This window comes from uncultured Sneathiella sp. (assembly GCF_963973085.1).
Lineage (GTDB): Bacteria > Pseudomonadota > Alphaproteobacteria > Sneathiellales > Sneathiellaceae > Sneathiella.
This window is the reverse complement of record NZ_CAXAXA010000001.1, coordinates 558,737-580,544: the sequence shown is the minus strand read 5'-3', so window position 1 is coordinate 580,544 and position 21,808 is coordinate 558,737. Positions and strand designations below refer to the sequence as shown.

The following is a 21,808-nucleotide window of genomic DNA, read 5'->3' as shown; positions in this document are numbered from 1 at the left end:
CCATGGGAACCCACACACCACGTACCCGTAACCCTGAACGTACCCGCAAACAGATTCTGGACGCGGCAATGGTTGAGTTTACGAATAAGGGGATTGAAGGAGCACGTACCGATGATATTGCGCGCGCCGCAGGCGTGAGCAAACGCATGTTATTCCATTATTTCAACAGCAAGGACGGGCTTTTTCAAGCAGTACTTGAGAAAATATATCTGGATATCCGGAGTGCTGAGGAGAGTCTTGATCTGGCGGGGCGCGATCCGCTTGATGCGATGACGGAGCTCTGTACTTTCAGCTTTGAATGGTTTGCCAAACATCCGGAATTCATTGCGATCCTGAACGAGGAAAACCTGCATGGTGCCGTACATGCAAAATCCAGTGATTCCGTCATGACCCTCAATATGCCGCTGGTCAATACCATCTCGAAACTGCTCAAACGCGGAGAGACCGCAGGCCAATTTCGTCCCGATGTCGACCCGGTCGAGCTCTATATCTCGATTGCCGGGGTGTCCTATCTCTACTTTTCCAACCTGCATACGCTCTCGGAAATTTTCGGCCGCGATCTTTCGTCAAAAGAGGAACTTAAAAAACGGCGGCAGCATGTCGTTGACGTCATCCTCGGATACCTCTGCCACCCTGTTTCGCAGCCGTCGGTCACAGTTGATAAATCAAGGAAAAAATCAAATGAGAATTGATGATATTCCAAAAGAAACGCTGTCGGTGTTTCGGCGCGGCGGCGTGATCCCGGCGCAGCCGCTTGCGCTTAACAGTGAGAGAAAGCTCGATCCCCGGCGGCAGCGGGCGCTCAGCCGTTATTATCTGGATGCCGGTTCGGCGGGGATTGCGGTCGGGGTGCATACGACGCAATTCGCCATTCGGGACGTCGGGCTGTATGAGCCGGTCCTGAGGCTCGCGGCGGAGGAAGCGGAAAGCTGGGTCGAGCGGACGCCTTTTATGGTTGCGGGCGTTGTCGGCAAGACGGATCAGGCGCTAAGCGAGGCAAAGATTGCGAAATCGCTCGGTTATCATGCGGTTCTTCTGGGTCTGGCCGCGCTGAATGACGCCAGCGTTGATGAACTTGTCACGCATTGCCAAAAAGTTGCCGATGTCATGCCGGTGGTGGGTTTCTACCTGCAGCATGCCGTCGGAGGACGGAATCTGCCTTACGCATTCTGGAAGCAGTTTGCGGAGATCGAGAATGTTGTCGGGATCAAGCTCGCGCCCTTTAATCGCTACAAGACCCTCGATGTGGTGCGGGGGGTTGCGGACGCCGGTGCGAAAGACCGCATTACGCTCTATACCGGCAATGATGACCATATCGTCGGCGACCTTCTGACACCCTTTCCGGTCGAGATTAATGGCCAGCCCGATACCATCAATATCGTCGGCGGGTTGCTCGGTCACTGGTCCGTCTGGACCCGCAAGGCTGTTGAACTTGTCGAGGAAATTTCTGCCCTGCGGGGACAGGAGACTATACCCGTCACATGGTGGACCCGTGATGCCGCAGTAACTGACAGTAATGGGGCCTTTTTTGATGCCGCAAATGATTATCGGGGCGTGATTGCCGGGCTGCATGAAGTATTGCGGCGGCAAGGGCTTCTGGAAGGTATCTGGTGCCTTGATCCCGCCGAAGATCTGGGGCCGGGGCAGCTTGCGGAAATTGACCGGGTTTACAAGTCATACCCTGAACTGAACGACGATGATTTTGTCCGGCAGAATCTCGACAGATGGCTGGCGGGCTGACGCCTAATTTTGTTTCGAAAAACGAAACACAACGGATTTGACTGAAAGGAATATTTGAATGGAACGCAGGATCGGTATCATCATGCATGGGGTCACGGGCAGAATGGGGATGAACCAGCATCTGATCCGCTCCATTCTGGCCATTCGTGCCGAAAAGGGCATGCCACTACCGAACGGTGACCGGCTGATGCCGGATCCCATTCTGGTCGGCCGGAATGCAGCGAAGGTGGAACATCTGGCAAAAGAGTATGGCGTTGAACGCTGGACGGACAATCTCGATGAAGCTTTGGCCAATCCCGACGATACGATTTTTTTCGATGCAGGTTCCACGCAAATGCGGGCGGAGCTTCTGAAAAAAGCCATCGCGGCGGGCAAGCATGTCTATTGCGAAAAGCCAATTGCGGAAAGCCTCGACGTGGCGCTCGATCTTGCGCGCACGGCAGAAGCGGCCGGAGTGAAAAACGGTGCAGTGCAAGACAAGCTTTGGTTGCCAGGTTTGCTTAAGCTGAAACAGGCCATCGACAATGGTGCCCTTGGCCGGATTCTCGATGTCCGAATTGATTTCGGTTACTGGGTGTTTGAAGGCGACTGGACACCGGCGCAGCGCCCCTCCTGGAACTACCGCAAGGAAGACGGCGGCGGGGTAATCCTCGATATGATGTGCCACTGGCGCTATGTCATTGACAATCTGTTCGGCGATGTCAGTTCGGTTGTCTGTCGCGGGGCCATCCATATCCCGGAGCGCTGGGATGAAAATGGCGATCGGTATGATGCCACCGCCGATGATGCGGCCTATGCGATTGTCGAGCTGAAAAACGGTGCAGTTGTCCAGATTGCCTGTAGCTGGTGCACGAGAGTCCGTCGCGATGATCTGGTGACCTTCCATGTGAACGGCACGCATGGCTCTGCTGTCGCTGGCCTGACCGACTGTCGCATCCAGTCGCGGGAGACGACGCCGAAGCCGGTCTGGAACCCCGATGAGAAGCAAAAAATGAATTTCTTCGATGACTGGCAGCTGATCCCGGAGAGGGAGCCGTTCAACAACGCCTTCAAGGCACAATGGGAGCTGTTTTTACGCCATGTTGTTCTGGACACACCGTTCCGCTGGACCCTGATGGAAGCCTGCAAGGGGGTTCAGTTTGCGGAACTCGCGCTCAAGAGTTGGGATGAGAAACGCTTTATCGACGTTCCGGAATTAGGGAAATAAGCCGATGACCAGCCTGATCCTGCCCACAGCCGAGAGGAAGACCGAACATTACAGCCTGACCGGTACGCCGGTGGAGCAGCCAAAGGCTTCCGGTACACGCAACCGCATTGCCTATGCGGCCGCCCATGTGGTTGCGGACCCCTTAGCGGATAACGATCCATGGCTCAAGCCGGCGATCGACTGGGACCGGACAATCGCCTATCGGCGGCATCTCTGGGATCTGGGGTTCGGGGTTGCCGAGGCCATGGACACGGCGCAGCGCGGCGGTGGCCTGCATTGGGCGGAAAGCCTTGAGTTGATCCGCCATGCACTGGAGGCAGCCGGGCCGGCGGATAAAATCGCTTGCGGCTGCGGGACGGATCATCTCGATCCGGCGGATGCCAAGTCCCTCGATGAGGTGATCGCGGCCTATGAAACTCAGATCGAGGCCATTGAAAAGCTCGGCGGCAAGCTCGTCCTGATGGCGAGCCGAGCGCTGACCAAGGTGGCAAAAGGACCGGAGGATTATGCAAAGGTCTATGACCGCCTGCTCTCCCAGGTGCGGGAGCCGGTGCTCATTCACTGGCTCGGCGATATGTTCGATCCGGCCTTGAAGGGATATTGGGGATCGGAAAATCTCGATACAGCCATGGATAGCTGCCTTGGCATTCTCGAAAATAATGCCGCTAAGGTGGAGGGGATTAAAATCTCCCTCCTCGACGATCAGAAGGAAATCAAGATGCGTCGTCTGCTGCCCGAAGGGGTCAGCATGTATACCGGCGATGATTTTAACTATCCGGCCCTGATCAAGGGCGATGATCAGGGATACAGCCATGCGCTGCTTGGTATTTTCGATGTGATTGCGCCGGTCGCGGCGGCGGCACTGGATCATCTTGCGGCGGAAGAGACAGCGGAATATGACCGCCTGTTCGCGCCGACGGTTCCGCTCTCGCGCCATATCTTCAAGGCGCCGACGAATTTCTACAAGACCGGGGTTGTTTTTATGGCCTATCTCAATGGTCATCAGGATCATTTCACCATGGTTGGCGGTCAGGAAAGCGCGCGATCTACCCAACATCTGGCGGAGCTTTTCCGTCTGGCCGACAAGGCCGGATTGTTCGCTGATCCGGAGGAAGCCGCAGCGCGATGTGCCGCCGTCATGAATGTGCGAGGGGTCGCGCAATGAGCAAGCCTCGCCCGATAACGGATCATTCCCGCTTGTCTATCAATACAGCCACGACGCGGGCACAGTGGAACCTGTCGCAGGCCATTGATGGTTATGCGCGCGCCGGTGTGGGCGGTATTTCCCCCTGGCGGGATCAGATCGCGGAAATGGGGCTTGCCAAGGCGGCAAAGGCCATCCGGGACGCGGAACTGACCGTGACCGGTGTCTGCCGCGGGGGTATGTTTCCCTGGACAGATGAGGTCGGCAAACTTGCCATGCTCGACGACAACCGCCGCGCCATAGAGGAGGCAGCGAACCTGCAGGCGCAATGTCTTGTGCTGGTCGTTGGCGGACTGCCGGCGGGATCGAAGGACCTTGCTGGCGCCCATGCCATGGTGGAGGAGGCGATCAATACGCTTCTGCCCGAAGCGCGCGCTGCCGGGGTGAAGATGGCCATTGAACCGCTGCATCCCATGTATGTGGCGGATCGCGCCTGTGTGAATACAATGCGTCACGCCCTTGATATCTGTGACCGTGCAGGGGAGGGGATCGGCGTTGCGGTCGATGTCTATCATGTCTGGTGGGATACCGAATTGCAAAGCCAGATCCAGCGCGCGGGGAAGGAACGGCTGCTGGCGTTTCATGTGTGTGACTGGCTGGTGCCGACGCGTGATTTGCTCATGGACCGGGGGATGATGGGCGACGGCGTGATCGATATTCCCCTGCTGCGCGGCTGGGTCGAGGCAGCGGGGTATGACGGATTTCATGAGGTAGAGATTTTCTCTGAACTCGATTGGTGGAAACGTGATCCGGACGAGGTCGTTGGGGTCTGCAAGGAACGCTCCCTGACCGTTGTCTGATCTTGCGATGAACCCTATTCCGGGTCAGTCGCGTACCCGCCGGCATATGCGGGAAACTCAATGAGAATCAATTCAATTTTTAAATAAAGAATAGACCGCAACTCATTGAGTAATAGTAAAAATGGAGAGGCGGGAGGCAACCCGCCTCTGATGTTACATGCGTTCGATAATGATCGCCGGGGCCATGCCCCCGGCGGCGCACATGGTGACCAGGCCGCGTTTCTTGTCCTGCCGCTCCAGCTCGTCGAGCAAGGTGCCGATCAGGATGGACCCTGTGGCGCCGATCGGATGGCCGAGCGCCATCGCACCGCCATTGACATTCACCTTGTCGCGATCGAGTCTCAAGTCCCTGATGAACTTCTCGGCGACGACAGCGAAGGCCTCGTTAATTTCCCAAAGATCAATATCATCCGGCGTTAATCCAGCCTTGGCGAGCACCTTTTTTGCCGCCGGAACCGGTGCGTTCAGCATCAGCGTCGGGCAATCCCCCATATTCGCCGTTGCCACGATCCGGGCGCGGGGCTTGAGGTTATGCTTCTTTGCATAATCGGGAGACGCCAGCAACAGCGCGCCTGCGCCATCGACGACGCCTGAGGAATTCCCCGCATGATGCACATGGTCAAATTCCTTGATCTCAGGATATTTGCGGGTGATCAGGCTGCCATAGGTATTTCCGGCTTCGTCAACGACGACATCGCGGAACATGCTGAAGACGGTTTTGAGCCCGGCGAGGCTTTCCATGGTGGTTCCGGCGCGCGGGAACTCCTCCCGGTCGAGGGCGATGGACCCGTCCTTGTTTTTTACCGGAATGATCGACTTATCGAACCGGCCTTCCTCGATGGCTTTGGCTGCACGTTTCTGGCTTTCCACGGCGAGTTCATCGACCGCCTTACGATCAATGCCTTCCAGTGTAGCAATGGCGTCGGCGCAAACCCCCTGCTGTGACTGCGGATGGCTTTCGCGAAGGTCGAGATTGCCGCCATCCAGCATCGACGGCGTGTTGGGGTCCGCGATAGACGCGGTATAGCTCATCATCTCGGTGCCGCCTGCAATGACGAGATCCTCCATGCCGGACATAACCTGCGCGGCCGCAAGATTGACAGTGGTGATACCTGAGCCGCAAAAGCGATCCAATGTCATGCCGGAAGCCTTGATGTCATAGCCGGCGGAAAGAGCGGCCATCCGGCCAAGGTCATAGCCCTGTTTGCCAACCTGTGTCGAGGTGCCCCAGATGATGTCATCCACATCAGCTGTATTGAAATCATTCCGCTCGGCAAGGGCAGCAAGGACTGTTGCGCCGAGATGCTGGGGATGCAGATGGGCGAGTGAGCCTTTGCCCACCTTGCCAATACCGCGAGGTGTGCGGCACGTGTCAATAATGTAAGCGTCAGTCATGGTTTTTTCCTTATTTATTATTGCGTTACTGTTTATCTGGGGGCCATCCGGATGGCGCCGTCGAGGCGGACATCTTCGCCGTTGAAGTATCCGTTGCGGCACATTTCAAACGCGAGAGAGGCATATTCCTCCGGCTTTCCAAGCCGGGACGGATTCGGGACCTGAGCGGCCAAGGCAGCCTTGACCTTCTCCGGCGCACCCTGGAGAAGCGGCGTATCAAAGATGCCCGGCAGGATGGTGTTTACGCGGATCAGCTCCTGCGCGAGGTCGCGGGCGATGGGAAGGGTCATACCGACAACCCCGCCTTTAGACGCCGAGTAGGAGGCCTGCCCGACCTGTCCATCCTCTGCAGCGACCGAGGCCGTGTTGATGATCACGCCGCGTTCCCCATCGATGGGATCGAGGGTCATCATACCCGCCGCCGATTTGGCAATACAGCGGAAGGTGCCGATCAGATTGATCTGGATAATCAGTTCGAACTTATCGAGCGGAAAATGTCGGATCTCGCCGGTTTCCCGGTCGCGGCTTGCTGTTTTCACCGCGTTGCCAGTTCCCGCGCAATTTACCAGAATCCGTTCCTGCCCGAGTTTCGAGCGGAGTTCCGCAAAGCCGGCGTCAACTTCTTCTTCAGAGGTGACGTTTACCTTGGCGAACGCACCGCCGAGTTCCTTTGCGACGGCCTTGCCCTGTTCCTCATTAAGATCGAAAATGCCGACTTTTACGCCTGCCGACGCCAGTTTTCGCGCTGTGGCGGCCCCGAGGCCCGACGCGCCGCCAGTGATAATTGCGGTTGTTCCTTCAAGGTTCATTTTTGTTATCTCTCCATTGTTTTTTGCTTAATTTAGGCAGAGCAGGCCTATAAAGATAGGGAAAAATTAAACGGGCGGTGTGTCTCATTTCAGGGGAGGGTGCGATTGAAAAATCCAGCTTATTAATAATAATTCGCAAAAAGGCGATTGACTCTTTTCCGCGCTATTGATAATCATTACTAGAAAGTAGCCAGTATATTGTAATTTCACGTAAAAAGAATGGTCCCGGGAAAGTTGGAAAAACAATCCAGTCGTAAACATAGCAAGCGCGTCATTACGCTTGTTGACGACGCCCTGCAAAGCAGCGATCTGTTCACACAGGGCCCGGAATTGACGATTATTCACAACAGTGAAGCATACAAATTGCGGCTTACTGGAAACGGAAAGCTGATTTTAACAAAGTAAGCCATTAGCCAGCCACCCAGTCACCCGGACTTTTCCGGTAGCCAGGCAGCAAGCAAACGCGATCTCAACATTTAAGAAAGTTTGTTGCCATGCGTCAAATGCTGCCGCTTGCCTGTATGGGCGTGCTCCTCTCAAGTACATTTCTTACGCCTGTAGTATCTGCCCAGGAGACTAGAGGAGCGCCTTCCACATCGCTGGATGCCGTGACCGTCTATGCAACCCGTAGCCCGCAGTCGGCATTCGAGGTGCCGGCTATGACATCGAATGTGGATACGGATGCTCCCGGCAACGCAATGGCGGGGGACGTCGGGGATCTTTTGGAATTCACGCCAGGCGTGGAAGTGACCGACGGACCGCGCCGCAATGGTCAAACGGTCTCGATCCGCGGATTTGATGACGAAGCCATTATCACGTTGATGGATGGCCGTCGGCAGAATTTTGAAGCGGCGCATGACGGTCGGTTCTTTATCGACCCGTCGCTGCTGAAGAGTGTCGAGATCGTCAAGGGGTCTTCCTCGGCGATTTATGGCGGCGGTGCCATTGGCGGGGTCGTTGCGTTCGAGACGAAGGATGCCGCGGATATGCTGCTGCCAGACGAAACCTGGGGCGTTTACACCTCGGCGGGTTATCGCACGGCGAGCAAGGAATATTCGCCGGTCGTTTCGGTCTACGGTCGGACGGGCTCTCTCGATATTATCGGGATGGCGGCGGTTCGAAACTCCGGGGATATCAAGCAGGGCGACGGCAATGAGCTGATCTCGGAAGACAACCTGCTCTCGGGCACCTTCAAGGTCGGCTACAGCGTGGATGATTTCAATACCGTCAAGTTCATTTATCAGGGCCTTCATAATGACGGAACGGAACCGAACAACGGGGGCGGTGCGATTACCACGTCAAACCCGATCGTCGAGAAAACCGTCAACGACAATCAATATGCCGTCAAATATGAATTTGATAACCCGTCAAACAGCTGGCTGAAGCCGAAGCTACATCTTTATTACAATGACACACGCGTGCGTGAGGAGGATGTGACCGGGACGAACGCCGGACGTGTACAGACACGCGATTTGAGCACCATCGGCTTTACGGCGGACAACCAGATGTCCATCGATATCAGTGAAACGCAGAACCACATCATATCGTACGGTTTCGAGATTTATCACGACGAGCAGGAGGGGACGACGACAAATGCCGGTACACGCCCGGGCGTGCCCAACGCCGATGCGACGAATTACGGGTTTTATGTTCAGGATGAAATCGCGCTGGATACAAATGCCGGCCGCTTCCTGATTATCCCGGCGGCCCGGTTCGATTCCTACCGCAGCAGTGACGACGCCGGGAATTCGCAGAGTGAGCATCAGGTTTCCCCGAAGATCTCGATGAGCTATCTTCCGAATGATAATCTCATGTTTTTTGGTAGTCTCGCCCAGGCGTTCCGGGCGCCGAACCTGACGGAAATCTATGCGTCGGGCATGCATTTCCCGGGTGCTTTTCCTTTTCCGCCGGACAATTTCTTCGTCCCCAATCCCGATCTTCGTCCTGAAACAGTTACGACCTTTGAACTCGGTGCGGGTCTCAAGTTCAATGACGTGATGGCGGAGAATGACCGGATACAGGTCAAGGGCTCCTGGTTTATCAGTGAAGGCAATGACTTCATTTCCCAGGAGGTGGATATTTTTGCGGGTACAACGGAAAATGTTAATATTCCCAACGCCCGCCTGACAGGCTTTGAAGTAGATGGCACCTATCAGCTTCATCCGGTCACCGCGAAACTCGGCCTTTCCTATGTCGAGGCGGAGAATGAGGATACCGGTGAGTATCTTTCAAATAATGTCCCGCTGACCCTCGTCGCGGATCTGGCCTACAGTGCAACGTCGATCGAGAGTATTTTTGGTGTGAGAGGGCGCTTTGCCGCCGCCAATGACAAGGTCGGCAGTGCGAATACTCCGACGCCGGGTTACTCCGTCTATGACGTCTATTATCGCTGGCTGCCAAGTGGCCCCGGTCTCGATACGCTGACCGTTGATCTTGGTGTCTCCAACATTTTTGACAAGGCTTATTCGACGGCATTCGCCACTCTCCTTGAAGAAGGGCGGAGCTATAACGTGAGGGTTGCCTATAAATGGTAGCAGCAACGGCAGACGCGTTTTCGGAAGATCAGGGGAAGAGATGGCTTTTCTATCTCACCCTGTCCGTCTGCGCGAATGTTTTTCTGATGTCTCTGGTTCAGCTGAACACGCGTCCGGACACGGTATTTGAAATTCCGGTGATGGAAGTAAACCTCATGACAATATCCCGGCCGACACCTATGACGCCACCGGAAGAAGTTGTGAAGGCGGTGCAGCCACCGCCGCCGCCGCCGCGTCAGGCGCCCCGCATCAAGCCCGTTGTAACGACACCATATGCCGCCCGGAAAATCGCCGTCGTTCCCGAGGTTTCGCCATCTCGGGTTCAGACTGCTGAGAAGGCGCCAGCGAAGGCTGTACCACTGCCCAAGGCAAAGCCTCCTGAAGCCAAGATAACGGAGGTTGCCGCCAAAACGGTTGAGAAGATAGTAGCCAAGCCAATCCCGAAAGCGATGAAGCCGCCGGAGCAGCGCCCCGTCCCCGAGATTGCAAAGAAACCGGTGACGGAACCCGTTCTCGAACCGGCGAAGAAGCTGGTCGCGGTTGCGCCAGCCGTCGGCCAGAACGAGGGCGAGGACGACTCGACGGTTATTCATAAGGCTCGCTACCGTCATCAGGTGCCGCCATCCTACCCGCGCCGGGCGCTGGATTTGGGGCAGCAGGGAACAGTAACGCTGCACGCCGAAGTATTGCCGAGCGGCGATCCGCGTGAGTTGAAAATCGCCAAATCATCCGGCCACCGCCTCCTCGACATGGCGGCATTGGCGGCCGTTAAAAAATGGAAGTTTGAACCGACGAGCGTGAACGGAAGCGCAATTGTCAGCTGGGTTCGGGTTCCCGTGAATTTTGTCATCCACTAATGGACAGGAAAGACCAATGAATGAATCAACATCCGTCAGGGCGCAGCTGTCGCCAGAGGAAATCAGGGCTGAATATGAGCGGCTCACCAAAAGCGAGGGGTTGAGGGCACGAAATGCTGCACAGGAAATCGGAATTTCGGAAGGGGAGTTGCTGGCGTCCCGCGTTGGCACGGAAGTTGTCCGTCTCGCCGATGAGCCCGAGGCGATCCTGAAAGAGATTGCCTCGCTTGGCGAGGTGATGGCGCTGACCCGGAACGAGCATTGCGTGCATGAACGCAAGGGTGTCTATGAGAATGCCAGCTTTTTCAGCCACGGTCCGATGAAAACCGGCCTGTTCGTTAATCCGGATATCGATCTGCGCCTGTTCATGGGGCAGTGGAAATACGGCTTCGCTGTCACGGAAGCCACTAAAGCCGGAACCCGCAAGAGCCTGCAGTTCTTCAATGCGGCGGGACTGGCAATTCACAAGATATATCTGACCAACAAATCCAAAGAGGCCGCCTATGATGATCTGGTTGCAAAGTATCGCCATGCTGAACAGAACCCGTCTGTTGAAGTTGAAAGCGCGGCGCCAAAAGCGTCGGACCGACCGGATTCGGAGATTGACTGGGAAGGATTCCGTGCCGGCTGGGAAAAGCTGAAAGACACGCACGCTTTTTTCCCGCTACTTCGGAAATTCAAGGTCGGCCGCGTTCAGGCATTCCGCAATATCGGGAATGACTTCGCCGTCGAGATCGAGAATGTCGCAGCCCGCCGCCTGCTTGAACTCGCCGCCGAGAGTGAATGCGAGATCATGGTCTTTGTCGGCAGCCCCGGCTGCATCCAGATTCACACCGGCCCGGTCAAGAAGCTGGTTGAACATGGCCAGTGGTACAATGTGCTCGATCCGAAGTTTAACCTGCATCTCGATGAATCCGGTATCAGCCATAGCTGGGTGACGAAGAAGCCGACGGAAGACGGGATTGTTACCGCTGTTGAGGTTTTCGATGAGAATGACGAACTGATCGCAACCTTCTTCGGCAAGCGCAAACCCGGTCAGCCGGAACTGGAACTCTGGCGTAAAATTGTCGGCCAACTGCCGGTGAAGGAGGTAACGAATGTTGCCTGAAGGGCTTCCGGCGTTTGATTTCGCGGAGCAGTTCGCGCAGCTTGGGATCATGGCATGGCCGCTCGCGGCTTGCTCTATCGTGGCGCTGGCGATCGGCATAGAGCGGGCGGTCTTCGTCATGAAAGCCACCGCCACCGCCAATGCCCGGTATGAGCATCTCGCGGAATATCTGGGGGAGATCAAGGTGCAGCCAAAGCCCGTCCGCGATGAAATGGTCGGCGTCATGCTCAATGACTTGCAGCGGCCCTATTACAGCGGGATCAAGTCGCTGCGTCTGATCGGCATGATCAGCCCGATTTTCGGATTACTCGGGACTATTCTTGGTATCATTGCGGCCTTCAAGGTGATCTCCGTTCAGACCGGCCCGGTATCGCCTGCGTTGATTGCGGACGGCCTGTGGGAGGCGATGCTGACCACGGCTGTCGGCCTGCTGATCGCTCTTCCAGCATTGTTGATGGCGCATTTCTTCAGTTCGTTCAGCGAGCGGCAGTTGGGGCGGTTTTGCCTTGATCTCAATCGCCTGTCTCTCTCCTTTGAACTGGCGAAGACCGAAAATAAGTCGGAGATTGTCGAGTTCGCGTCCGAGGTACGCCGCAAATGATTACGCTTCAGTCGGAAGATCCGCATGGCGGCACGCTTCGGGACCTCGCGCCGGACCTTACGCCGATGCTGGATATCCTGTTCATCCTGCTGGTCTTTTTCCTGCTGACGGTCGGGACGGTGTTCAAGTCTCTCGATCTCAAGCTTCCGTCGGCGGTGGAGGAAGAGCTGACACAGCTCAACGAACCTCGGCATATCATGCTTGAAATCCGGGAAGGCTCCTATGCCCTCGACGGCGAGCAGATGGACAATTTTATTGAGCTTAAAACCGCTCTTCGGGCGACCCTCGCGGAGAAACCCGATTACGAACTGATTGTCGCCGGGGACCGGCGGATCGCCATTGAAAGACTGCTGAGAGTCCTGACATATCTGCAAATGCAGGGGATCGATGCGGCCAACATTCTCATGCAAAAAGAAACAAATCCATGATCCGTTCATTAAGTATTATTTTTCTGCTTTTCTCGACCGCAGCTTTTGCGGATACACCCAAGCGCGTTGTGTCTGTGGGCGGTGCCCTGACTGAAACGGTCTATGCGTTGGGTGCCGGTGAGTTGCTTGTCGGCAGCGATACCACCAGCTACTACCCCGAAGCGGCGGCCAACTCGCCGAAAGTTGGTTATCAGCGGGCTCTATCCGCGGAAGGCATTCTGTCTCTCAGCCCCGATCTGGTCATCATGACGGATGAGGCAGGTCCGCCGCCGGTGCTGGCGCAATTGAATTCTGCCGGAGTCAATATGCTGACGCTCAATGCCGGGCGGTCGCTCGAGGATGTAAAGCAGAACATAGACGTGATTGCCAAGGCGCTGGACCGGGAAAAGGAAGGTGCGGAACTGATCGCCAGCCTGAGCGCGACGGAGGCAAAGCTGAAGGACGCGGTCGCGGGTCAGGGCGAGCCGAAAAAGATCATGTTCATCCTGCAACATACGGGCGGCGCGCCCATGGTTGCGGGCGTGAACACAGCCGCGGACAGTATCATCAGGCTGGCGGGCGCGGAGAATGTCGTTACCGGGTATGAAGGGTATAAGCCGCTCTCTCCGGAGTCTGCGACAAGCCTGGCGCCGGAGATCCTGCTTGTGACCTCGCAAGGAGTGGAGCAGGCGGGCGGCGTGGACAGTATTTTTGCGGTCCCGGGCCTGTCCCTCACTCCTGCCGCAAAGGAGAAGAAGGTTGTTGTGATGGACAGTCTTTTGTTGCTCGGTTTCGGCCCTCGGACTGCCGATGCCGCTCTTGAACTGAACCGTAAATCGAACGATTTATGAGTCCGTTAGCAAAAACGATCTCTTTGCCGTTTTTCTTAAGGCGAGTGAAGATTCCGGCATTACTGCTCCTTGGGATTTTTCTGGCGGCCGTGGCTCTCGTGGCGGCGTCGATCGGCGCTGTCTCGATCCCGTTGCAAGACATACTGAGCGGATCCCTGACGGACCAGCAAGAAGCGGTTCTCGCCTCCATTCGCCTGCCGCGCGTGCTTCTGGCGATCATTGTGGGGGGCGCGTTGGCGGTGTCCGGCGCGGCGATGCAGGGGTTGTTCCGTAATCCGCTGGCGGACCCGGGGCTGATTGGAATTGCAACCAGCGCCGCATTGGCTGTCGCGATTGTCATCGTCCTTGCCGGGCCAATTGCAGGCTATCTGGGGCTTTATGCCCTTAGTATAGCTGCCTTTATCGGGGCATTGCTCGCCTGCTTCGTCATTTTTCGATTTGCCAGGCTCACGGGTAGCTTCTCCGTGACCTATATGCTGCTGACCGGAATTGCGATTAATGCGCTCTCGGCGGCGGGGGTGGGGTATCTCACTTTCCTCAGCGATGATCAGCAACTGCGGACACTGACCTTCTGGACAATGGGCAGTCTCGGCGGCGCGCTCTGGGTCTCAGTCATCGTGGTGACGACAATTGCCATTCCGTCCGGTTTTATCCTCATCCGGAACGCCCGGGAGCTGAACGTCCTGCTGCTCGGCGAGAATGAGGCACGGTACCTCGGTGTCGATGCGGAACGGCTGAAGCGAACTATTGTGATTTGCACGGCCTTATGTGTCGGCGCGGCTATCTCCGTGAGTGGGGTGATCGGCTTTGTCGGGCTGGTGGTGCCGCATCTGGTGCGCCTGACCCTTGGACCGGACCATCGGCTGCTGATCCCGGCGTCAGCCCTGCTCGGGGCGGCACTTCTGGTTGTGGCGGACACGGCGGCGCGCACAATCGTGGCCCCGGCGGAAATGCCGGTTGGTATCCTGACAAGTCTGATTGGCGGACCGTTTTTCCTATGGCTTCTCGTCAAGCAGTATGCCGGGAGGTTCAGCCTGTGATCACTGCGGAAAACATCTCATATAAAATCGGCTCAAAGCAAATACTGACGGATGTCTCCACCAGATTTGAGGCAGGCAGGGTCAGCGCCATCCTCGGTCCGAACGGTGCCGGCAAGTCTACCTTGCTCCGCTGTCTGACCGGCTCCCTTACGCCGGATAGAGGCACGATTACCATGGGTGGCCGGGGGCTGGACGACTATTCGCTTGCCGACTTATCCCGCAAGCGGGCCGTCCTGTCACAGGCGAACCCCATCAGCTTTCCCTTTACCGCATTTGAAATTGTCCTGATGGGCCGTAATCCGTATGAACTGGATCACAGCGCCGCCCTGAACACCGATATTGCGATGGAGGCGCTTGAGATGATGGATGCCGCGCACTTGCGCGATCGCTCTTTTCCCACCTTATCGGGCGGGGAGCAACAACGGGTTCAGTTCGCGCGGGTCATCTCGCAAATCTGGGAGCAGGAGGGGGCATCCCTATTTCTCGACGAGCCGACATCGGCGCTGGATTTAAAGCATCAACATCAGCTATTGGACCTCGTCCAATCGCTGTGCAAACAACATGGCCTCGCCGTGGTTCTTGTGATGCACGATCTCAATCTCGCCTATCATTGCACGGATGATTGCTATTTTATCAAGGGCGGCCGGATTGAGGGCAGCGGGAAAAGCCGGAAACTGATCAACGCGGAACGGATCTCGGACATCTTCGACCTCCCGCTCAAATATGCCGGGATGCGGTTTGGCGCGCAACAGATGCAGGTTCAGGTTCAGGCTGAACAGGCTTTGACCGGAAGCTAACGTTGCCACAAATGTTGCATTCGGCGATCTGAAGTTAGCTTGCTGAGAAAATCTAGACGGCATTTCTTCGCTATCGTGAAGGCTGTCCATGGATTAATATGGCGGACTTCCACTTGAGGTCAGCCATAAGCAGGACGGGATGGCGGAGCAGTTGAGCACAGAAAAAGAGGCGCCGGATGTTATCGTCATCGGCGCCGGGATTATCGGCATCACTACGGCGATTGAGCTGTTGCTGATGGGCGCGAAGGTGACGGTGCTTGATCGGGAAGGCGTTGCCGCCGGGGCATCGCGCGGCAACGCCGGGGCTTTCGCCTTTTCCGATGCGGCGCCCGTGGCGTCTCCCGGTATCATGAAGAAGGCCCCAAAATGGCTGTTTGATCCACTGGGCCCGCTCTCCGTTCCGCTGCCCTATGCGCTGAAAATTGCGCCGTGGATGTATCGTTTCTGGCGGGCGAGCAGGCCGGATCAGGTGAGAGCAGGGACTGCGGCGCTGGTGGCGCTGATGACGGCGTCGCGGGAACGGCTTGTGCCGCTTATGGAGACCACCGGCACACATAATATGCTGCGCCAGCATGGCAACCTGCAGCTTTATGAATCGCGCAAGGCCTTTGAGGAAAACCTGCCCATGTGGCGGGAGCGGGAGGCGCGCGGCGTTAAGTTTACGGCGCTCACCAGTCCGGAGGAAATTGCGGAACATCAACCGGGGATCGACCGGCGATTCGTGGGCGCGATCCATACCAATGACTGGTACGGCATTTCTGACCCCAAGGACTATACGACCGCGCTCAGTACGTTTTTCGAAAGCCGAGGCGGGACGATCCGCATTGCCGAGGCCAGCGCGCTTGAGGCTGTCTCTGGTGGGGTGAGCGTTGTTCTTTCCGACGGAACGCGGCTTTCGGCGGATCAGATAGTTGTCGCCGCCGGGGCATGGTCGCACAGGTTGGCAAAAACGCTCGGCGATCACATTCCGCTTGAAACGGAGCGCGGCTATAACACGACGCTTCCCGTCGGGGCGTTCGATCTGAAGCGCCAGCTCTCGTTCGAGGAACATGGCTTTGTCGTCAGCCCGCTCTCAAGCGGCATTCGCGTTGGCGGCGCGGTCGAGCTTGGGGGTTTGAACCTGCCGCCCAACTATCGCCGGGCGGATGCCTTGCTAAAAAAGGCGAAATCCTTCCTGCCGGGACTGAAGACGGAGGGCGGAACGCAATGGATGGGGTTTCGTCCCTCGCTCCCGGATTCAATCCCGGTGATCGGCCCTGCGTCCGCCACGAACCGGATCATCTATGCCTTCGGTCACGGACATCTTGGCCTCACACAATCCGCCGGAACCGCTCGGATCGTGGCAAACCTCGTCATGGGACGGGAAAATACGGTCGATCTCGCACCTTATCGCCCGCAGCGGTTTTAGGGACAGGCGATGGCGCAAACTATATTCCAGTGCATAGATGGCCATACTTGCGGTAATCCGGTTCGTCTGGTGGCCGAGGGAGCGCCCGACCTAAAGGGTACAACCATGCTTGCCCGCCGCGCGGATTTTGTCGCGCACCACGATTGGATCCGCAAGGGCCTGATGTTCGAACCGCGCGGTCATGACCAGATGTCGGGCAGCATCCTGTATCCGCCAACGCGAGAGGATTGCGATATCGGTGTGCTGTTTATCGAAACTTCCGGCTGTCTTGCGATGTGTGGCCATGGCACCATCGGCACGGTGACCATCGCCATCGAGCAAGGCCTTGTCACACCGCGCGAGCCGGGGCGCTTGCGCCTTGACACACCGGCCGGGCTGGTCATTGCGGAGTATCGGCAAGTCGGCCTCCATGTCGAGGAAGTGCGCATCACGAATGTGCCGTCCTTCCTCTATGCGAGCGGGCTGAAGGTTGACTGTCCGGGGCTTGGCGAGATCACCGTCGATGTTGCCTATGGCGGAAATTTCTACGCGATTATCGAGCCGCAGCAGAACTTTAACGATATGGCGGATTATGCAGCGCTGGAGCTGATCAGCTGGAGCCCGAAACTACGGACGGCACTCAATGAAAAATACGATTTTATCCATCCCGAACAGCCCGATATCAATGGCCTGACCCATATCATGTGGACGGGTAAACCGACGCGGGTCGGGGCATCTGCGCGGAACGTCGTCTTTTACGGCGACAAGGCGCTGGACCGGTCACCCTGCGGCACAGGAACATCGGCGCGCATGGCGCAGCTGGTCGCCCGCGGCGCCCTCGCCGTCGGTGATGAGTTCATCCATGAAAGTATTATCGGGTCCGAGTTCAGGGGCCGGGTGGAGGAAAAGGCGAGCGTTGCCGGTCAGGATGCCATTATCCCCTCCATCGGCGGTTGGGCGCGGGTCACCGGCTTTAACCGGATCATCATCGATGACCGCGATCCCTTCGCCCATGGTTTCGTCGTCAGGTGAAGCAGCGGGCTTGCGCTTTGCCGCCCTACAAGCGTAAAATCAGGAACCGCAAAGGCGGGTTCCGGATGCAGGAATAAACAAGAACAAGAAAACCATCGGATAAGGAAAACCATATGCCAAAAATTTCTGTCAACGGCGTCGAGCTGGAATATGAGACGCGGGGCGAATCCTCCGGCGAGCCGATTGTCCTCATCGGCGGCGTCGGGGTGCAGCTTGCCGCCTGGAACGAAACCTTTCTGAAGGCCCTGGCGGACAACGGATTTTATGTCATCCTGTATGATAATCGCGATGTCGGCAAATCCACCAAGTTCGATGACTGGGGACAGGCGGATATTCCGGCAGCCTTTGCGCAGGCCCGTGCGCGCGAGACGGTGTCGGCGCCCTATACGCTCGAAGATATGGCGGATGATGCGGCGGAACTGATTGTGGCGCTGGGTATCGAGAAGGCGCATTTTCTGGGGAGCTCCAACGGCGGGGCGATCGCCCAGACGCTGGCCTATCGTCGGCCGGAGCGGGTGAAATCGCTGATCTCGGTTATGGCAACCTCCGCCCGGCGCGGATTGCCGCGCCCGGAAGCAAAGGCCGCCGAATGGCTGACTAAGCCGCGCAATCCCGCCGGAACGCTGGAGGGTGCCATGGACGAGGCGGTGGAGACAGCCGGTATCATCGGCAGCCCCGGCTTCCCGCGCGACGAAGCCAGCATACGCGAAGAGGCTGCCATGCTGTACAAGCGGTCCTTCTATCCCGACGGAAACAGTCGGCATTTGCTGGCGAGCCTGGCCTCCGGTGACAGCCGGGTTGCGCATCTGTCCGAGATTACCGCGCCGACCATGGTCATTCACGGCCGCGAGGACCCTCTCGTTCCGCTTGGCTGCGCGGAGGATGTGCAGAAATCCATTCCCGGCGCTGAGATTGTCGTCATAGACGGCATGGGCCATGATATCCCGGACGGGGCGGTCCCGACGATTGTCGACGCGATTACGAGAAATGCTAAAAAAGCGAACTGATCCGCTCGCATTTTACGCACCCTTTAGGGTAAACAGGACATGTGACAACCCGCTTGGATTGGCGTAAGCTACCCCTCAACAAGGACATTACGGGAGGAATGCCATGTCAACTGCGCATGAACAGGCGCCGGCAGGGAAGGCCGGTGCGGATAAACCGATTATCGCACCGGTCGATAACCGATCTTACGTTGCGGGCGACAAATCAAAGCCGCTGCGTCTCCAGACCATTCCGGGCATGCTGCGCGAAACGGTTGCGACATTCGGATCGCGGGAGGCGATTGCCTTTCCGCTTCAGGATATTTCGCTGTCCTATGACGAGCTGGCCCGCCGGGTGGATACGCTGGCCGCTGGACTGCTGGCGCTCGGCCTCATGAAGGGCGACCGGATCGGGATCTGGTCGCCGAACAATCTGCAATGGATCCTGACGCAATATGCGACGGCGCGGATCGGTGTCATCCTCGTCAATATCAATCCGGCCTACCGCCTGTCGGAGCTGGAATATGCACTGAATAAATCGGGCTGCCGGGGGCTGATCGCGGCGGAAAAATTCAAGACATCGGATTATCTCAAGATGATCCGCACCCTCGCGCCGGAACTGTCCGATGCGGAGCCGGACGCGCTCCATGCGGCGAAGCTGCCCTCCCTTGAAATCGTGATCGGCCTCGCGGACGATCCGGGGCCGGGCATCTATCCCTTTTCAAAGATCGAGACGTTGGGCGGAGAGACGGAACTGGCGCGCCTCGACGAAATCACAGAGAGCCTGACCCCGGACGATCCGATCAATATCCAGTTTACCTCCGGCACGACCGGCGCGCCAAAAGGGGCGACACTGACCCATTTCAATATCGTCAATAATGCGGCCCATACGGTCGGGCGCATGAACTTTACGGAGGAAGACAGGCTCTGTATTCCGGTGCCGCTCTATCACTGTTTCGGCATGGTGATGGGCTCGCTCGGCTGTGTCAGCAAGGGCGCGGCCATGGTCTTTCCCGGCGAAGCGTTCGACCCGGAGGAGACATTGCTGGCAACCTCCCGCGCGCGCTGCACGGCGCTTTACGGGGTGCCGACGATGTTTGTTGCCATGGTGGATCATCCGCGCCTGAAGGAGCTGGATTTTTCCAGCCTGCGCACCGGGGTTATGGCGGGTGCGCCTTGCCCGATCGAGGTGATGAAGAAGGTGATTGGCCGGATGAACATGTCCGAGGTGACGATCTGTTATGGCATGACGGAAACCTCGCCGGTCTCCTTCCAGAGCAATGTTGATGATCCGCTGGAAAAACGCGTCTCCACCGTCGGCCGCATCCATCCGCATGTCGAAGTCCGGGTGGTCGGCGAGGACGGGACCGATGCTCCGGTCGGCGCAAGAGGTGAGCTCTGGACACGCGGCTATTCCGTGATGCGGGGCTATTGGGACGATGCCGATAAAACGAGCGAGGCCATTGTCGATGGCGGCTGGATGCGCACGGGCGATCTCGCGACGCTGGATGATGAAGGGTACTGCAGCATTGTCGGCCGCCTGAAAGACATGATCATTCGCGGCGGGGAAAATATCTACCCCCGGGAGATCGAGGAATTCCTCTTCACTCATGAGGATGTTCAGGAAGTGCAGGTCTTCGGTGTGCCGAGCGAGAAGTATGGCGAGGAGGTCTGCGCCTGGATCGTATTGCGGGCTGGATCCTCCCTCGATGAGGAGGGGGTGAAGGCCTATTGCAAGGACCAGATCGCCCATTACAAGGTGCCGCGCCATGTCCGCTTCGTGAAGGAACTGCCGATGACCGTGACCGGGAAGCCGCAAAAATTCATCATGCGCGATCAGATGGTGGAGATACTGTCAAGCGGAAATTAACCGGTTAAATTGACAAATATGCATCTCTATTATTACTGAAGAAATGCGCCGTAATATATTGAAATTGATTTGCTTTTTCGATCATACCTTCGCGGCATAAGTCTCGAAGATTTCCTTGGCGCGGGCCCAGACTCCTTTCTCTATCCGGTCCAGCGTCTTGAGGGACGGTAGCAGTTGCGCCGCATAATCCTCGCTGCTTTCCACCGGCAGCAGGGACGGCAGGTTGTCGATGGCCATCACGTCGAGCGGTGGCGCCTTCGCAACGCGGATCACCGGATGATCAAAAGACGTGGCGTGATCATATATCGGGATGGGATTGAACGGGCTGCTCGGATCACAGGAGACATCGGCGATCACCGAAAGCCGCCGCTCACCCGTCAGCGCGGATTTCGGCACGAACACCGGCACACCATCGCGGGCAAGGATACAGTTCACGAAGATATCGCGATCGAGAATTTCCGGGAAGGGGCCGCCGTGTGCTGTTTCCGCCATATCCCATTTCAGGACATCAAGGCCGAGCGCTTCGAGGCAATCGCTCGCGCCCGTGCCGACGCGCCCCAGTGCGCCGATGACAATCGCGTTCGGCGTCACCGCACCGGTTTTCATAATGGCCGCAAGATTTTTTTGCAGTTCGCTCACAAGCGCATCGCGGCCCGGATAAACGCTCACTCTCTCCGGGCCTGGACCGGCGCCGCGCTTCTCCTCGATCCAGACCATCAGCCCGATGGCTGCTCCGGCGAAGCCCGCCCAGTAGCCAAACGCGGCGACACGGCGGCCATTCTCGTCGGTGAGGTACTCAAGATCATATAGCGTGCCTCCGCCTGCCTTGAACCGGCGGAGGAGGGCAGGACCATCCGCCTGTCCCTTGTAGGCATGACCGAACATGATATGGCGATGCGGAAGCGGAGAGTCGCTTTCCGGCAGTTCCTTGAGGCCGAAAATGATGGCGTCCGTCGGCGCGTCCGGCCAGCTTCCTTCCGTCGCTATCTCGCATCCCGTCTTGCGATAGTCCTCAATGGGAATGGCGCGGCAGCTTGATTCTTCCACCGTGACGGACATTCCCGCCGCCATCAGGGCCCGAACCCCTTCCGGAGTGATGCCGACCCGTTGCTCATTCTCTCGCTGCTCGGCGCGTACCCAGATATGGGTCATATCCTTCTCCTCACTTCCTTATCTTTAACGTGAA

General features: G+C 57.4%; 20 protein-coding genes and 1 pseudogene. 18 read left to right on the top strand and 3 right to left on the bottom strand.

The window, feature by feature from the left end:
- Positions 1-2: 2 nt before the first annotated feature.
- Genes AACZ19_RS02735 through AACZ19_RS02715 form a run of 5 tightly spaced genes read left to right on the top strand, consistent with a single transcriptional unit; the run spans position 3 to position 4,951 of the window.
- Complete coding sequence (locus AACZ19_RS02735; RefSeq protein WP_339630891.1) at positions 3-692, top strand: TetR/AcrR family transcriptional regulator; 690 nt, start codon at positions 3-5, stop codon at positions 690-692.
- Entirely contained in the window at positions 682-1,740 is a 1,059-nt protein-coding gene (locus AACZ19_RS02730; RefSeq protein WP_339630889.1) for a dihydrodipicolinate synthase family protein, read from the top strand. Before AACZ19_RS02735 ends, AACZ19_RS02730 begins: the two co-directional genes overlap by 11 nt.
- A gap of 58 nt (positions 1,741-1,798) precedes the next feature.
- Entirely contained in the window at positions 1,799-2,947 is a 1,149-nt protein-coding gene (locus tag AACZ19_RS02725) for a Gfo/Idh/MocA family oxidoreductase (protein ID WP_339630887.1), read from the top strand.
- Between the two features lie 4 nt (positions 2,948-2,951).
- The gene (locus AACZ19_RS02720; protein WP_339630885.1) at positions 2,952-4,112 is read left to right on the top strand and encodes a dihydrodipicolinate synthase family protein; all 1,161 of its coding nucleotides are present in this window, start codon (positions 2,952-2,954) and stop codon (positions 4,110-4,112) included.
- On the top strand, positions 4,109-4,951 hold the full coding sequence (locus AACZ19_RS02715) for a sugar phosphate isomerase/epimerase family protein (protein ID WP_339630883.1): 843 nt from the start codon (positions 4,109-4,111) through the stop codon (positions 4,949-4,951). Before AACZ19_RS02720 ends, AACZ19_RS02715 begins: the two co-directional genes overlap by 4 nt.
- A 153-nt stretch (positions 4,952-5,104) precedes the next feature.
- Here the strand turns inward: AACZ19_RS02715 and AACZ19_RS02710 are convergent, their stop codons facing one another.
- Positions 5,105-6,346: an acetyl-CoA C-acetyltransferase gene (locus tag AACZ19_RS02710; protein WP_339630881.1), complete on the bottom strand. Its 1,242-nt coding sequence runs from the start codon at positions 6,344-6,346 to the stop codon at positions 5,105-5,107.
- A 32-nt stretch (positions 6,347-6,378) separates the two neighbouring features.
- Positions 6,379-7,155 (bottom strand): SDR family NAD(P)-dependent oxidoreductase, encoded by a 777-nt coding sequence (locus AACZ19_RS02705; protein ID WP_339630879.1) that lies wholly within the window; start codon positions 7,153-7,155, stop codon positions 6,379-6,381.
- A 294-nt stretch (positions 7,156-7,449) separates the two neighbouring features.
- On the opposite strand from AACZ19_RS02705, the pseudogene hemP reads away from it, so the two are divergent.
- The 13 genes and pseudogenes from hemP to AACZ19_RS02640 form a co-directional block, all read left to right on the top strand.
- Positions 7,450-7,560: pseudogene (gene hemP / locus AACZ19_RS02700) on the top strand (hemin uptake protein HemP); the annotation flags it as partial.
- Between the two features lie 89 nt (positions 7,561-7,649).
- Positions 7,650-9,689: a TonB-dependent hemoglobin/transferrin/lactoferrin family receptor gene (locus tag AACZ19_RS02695; RefSeq protein WP_339630877.1), complete on the top strand. Its 2,040-nt coding sequence runs from the start codon at positions 7,650-7,652 to the stop codon at positions 9,687-9,689.
- The gene (locus AACZ19_RS02690; RefSeq protein ID WP_339630874.1) at positions 9,683-10,546 is read left to right on the top strand and encodes an energy transducer TonB; all 864 of its coding nucleotides are present in this window, start codon (positions 9,683-9,685) and stop codon (positions 10,544-10,546) included. The genes AACZ19_RS02695 and AACZ19_RS02690 overlap by 7 nt, the downstream gene beginning before the upstream one ends.
- A gap of 16 nt (positions 10,547-10,562) precedes the next feature.
- The gene (locus tag AACZ19_RS02685; RefSeq protein ID WP_339630872.1) at positions 10,563-11,654 is read left to right on the top strand and encodes a ChuX/HutX family heme-like substrate-binding protein; all 1,092 of its coding nucleotides are present in this window, start codon (positions 10,563-10,565) and stop codon (positions 11,652-11,654) included.
- Complete coding sequence (locus AACZ19_RS02680; RefSeq protein ID WP_339630870.1) at positions 11,644-12,255, top strand: MotA/TolQ/ExbB proton channel family protein; 612 nt, start codon at positions 11,644-11,646, stop codon at positions 12,253-12,255. Before AACZ19_RS02685 ends, AACZ19_RS02680 begins: the two co-directional genes overlap by 11 nt.
- Positions 12,252-12,683, top strand: coding sequence for a biopolymer transporter ExbD (locus tag AACZ19_RS02675; protein WP_339630869.1), 432 nt, complete (start codon positions 12,252-12,254; stop codon positions 12,681-12,683). Before AACZ19_RS02680 ends, AACZ19_RS02675 begins: the two co-directional genes overlap by 4 nt.
- Positions 12,680-13,513: a hemin ABC transporter substrate-binding protein gene (locus AACZ19_RS02670; protein ID WP_339630868.1), complete on the top strand. Its 834-nt coding sequence runs from the start codon at positions 12,680-12,682 to the stop codon at positions 13,511-13,513. The genes AACZ19_RS02675 and AACZ19_RS02670 overlap by 4 nt, the downstream gene beginning before the upstream one ends.
- Positions 13,514-13,557: 44 nt before the next feature.
- On the top strand, positions 13,558-14,553 hold the full coding sequence (locus tag AACZ19_RS02665) for an iron ABC transporter permease (RefSeq protein WP_339630866.1): 996 nt from the start codon (positions 13,558-13,560) through the stop codon (positions 14,551-14,553).
- Positions 14,550-15,350 (top strand): heme ABC transporter ATP-binding protein, encoded by an 801-nt coding sequence (locus AACZ19_RS02660; RefSeq protein WP_339630864.1) that lies wholly within the window; start codon positions 14,550-14,552, stop codon positions 15,348-15,350. The genes AACZ19_RS02665 and AACZ19_RS02660 overlap by 4 nt, the downstream gene beginning before the upstream one ends.
- Positions 15,351-15,489: 139 nt before the next feature.
- Entirely contained in the window at positions 15,490-16,758 is a 1,269-nt protein-coding gene (locus AACZ19_RS02655) for an FAD-dependent oxidoreductase (RefSeq protein ID WP_339630862.1), read from the top strand.
- A gap of 9 nt (positions 16,759-16,767) precedes the next feature.
- A complete protein-coding gene (locus AACZ19_RS02650; protein WP_339630860.1) occupies positions 16,768-17,769 on the top strand; it encodes a 4-hydroxyproline epimerase in 1,002 nt (333 codons plus the stop codon).
- 113 nt (positions 17,770-17,882) lie between these two features.
- Positions 17,883-18,776: an alpha/beta hydrolase gene (locus tag AACZ19_RS02645; RefSeq protein WP_339630858.1), complete on the top strand. Its 894-nt coding sequence runs from the start codon at positions 17,883-17,885 to the stop codon at positions 18,774-18,776.
- Positions 18,777-18,879: 103 nt separating this feature from the next.
- Complete coding sequence (locus AACZ19_RS02640) at positions 18,880-20,622, top strand: AMP-binding protein (RefSeq protein WP_339630856.1); 1,743 nt, start codon at positions 18,880-18,882, stop codon at positions 20,620-20,622.
- A gap of 81 nt (positions 20,623-20,703) precedes the next feature.
- On the opposite strand, the gene AACZ19_RS02635 is transcribed toward AACZ19_RS02640, so the two are convergent.
- Positions 20,704-21,774 (bottom strand): saccharopine dehydrogenase, encoded by a 1,071-nt coding sequence (locus tag AACZ19_RS02635; RefSeq protein ID WP_339630854.1) that lies wholly within the window; start codon positions 21,772-21,774, stop codon positions 20,704-20,706.
- Positions 21,775-21,808 lie beyond the last annotated feature (34 nt).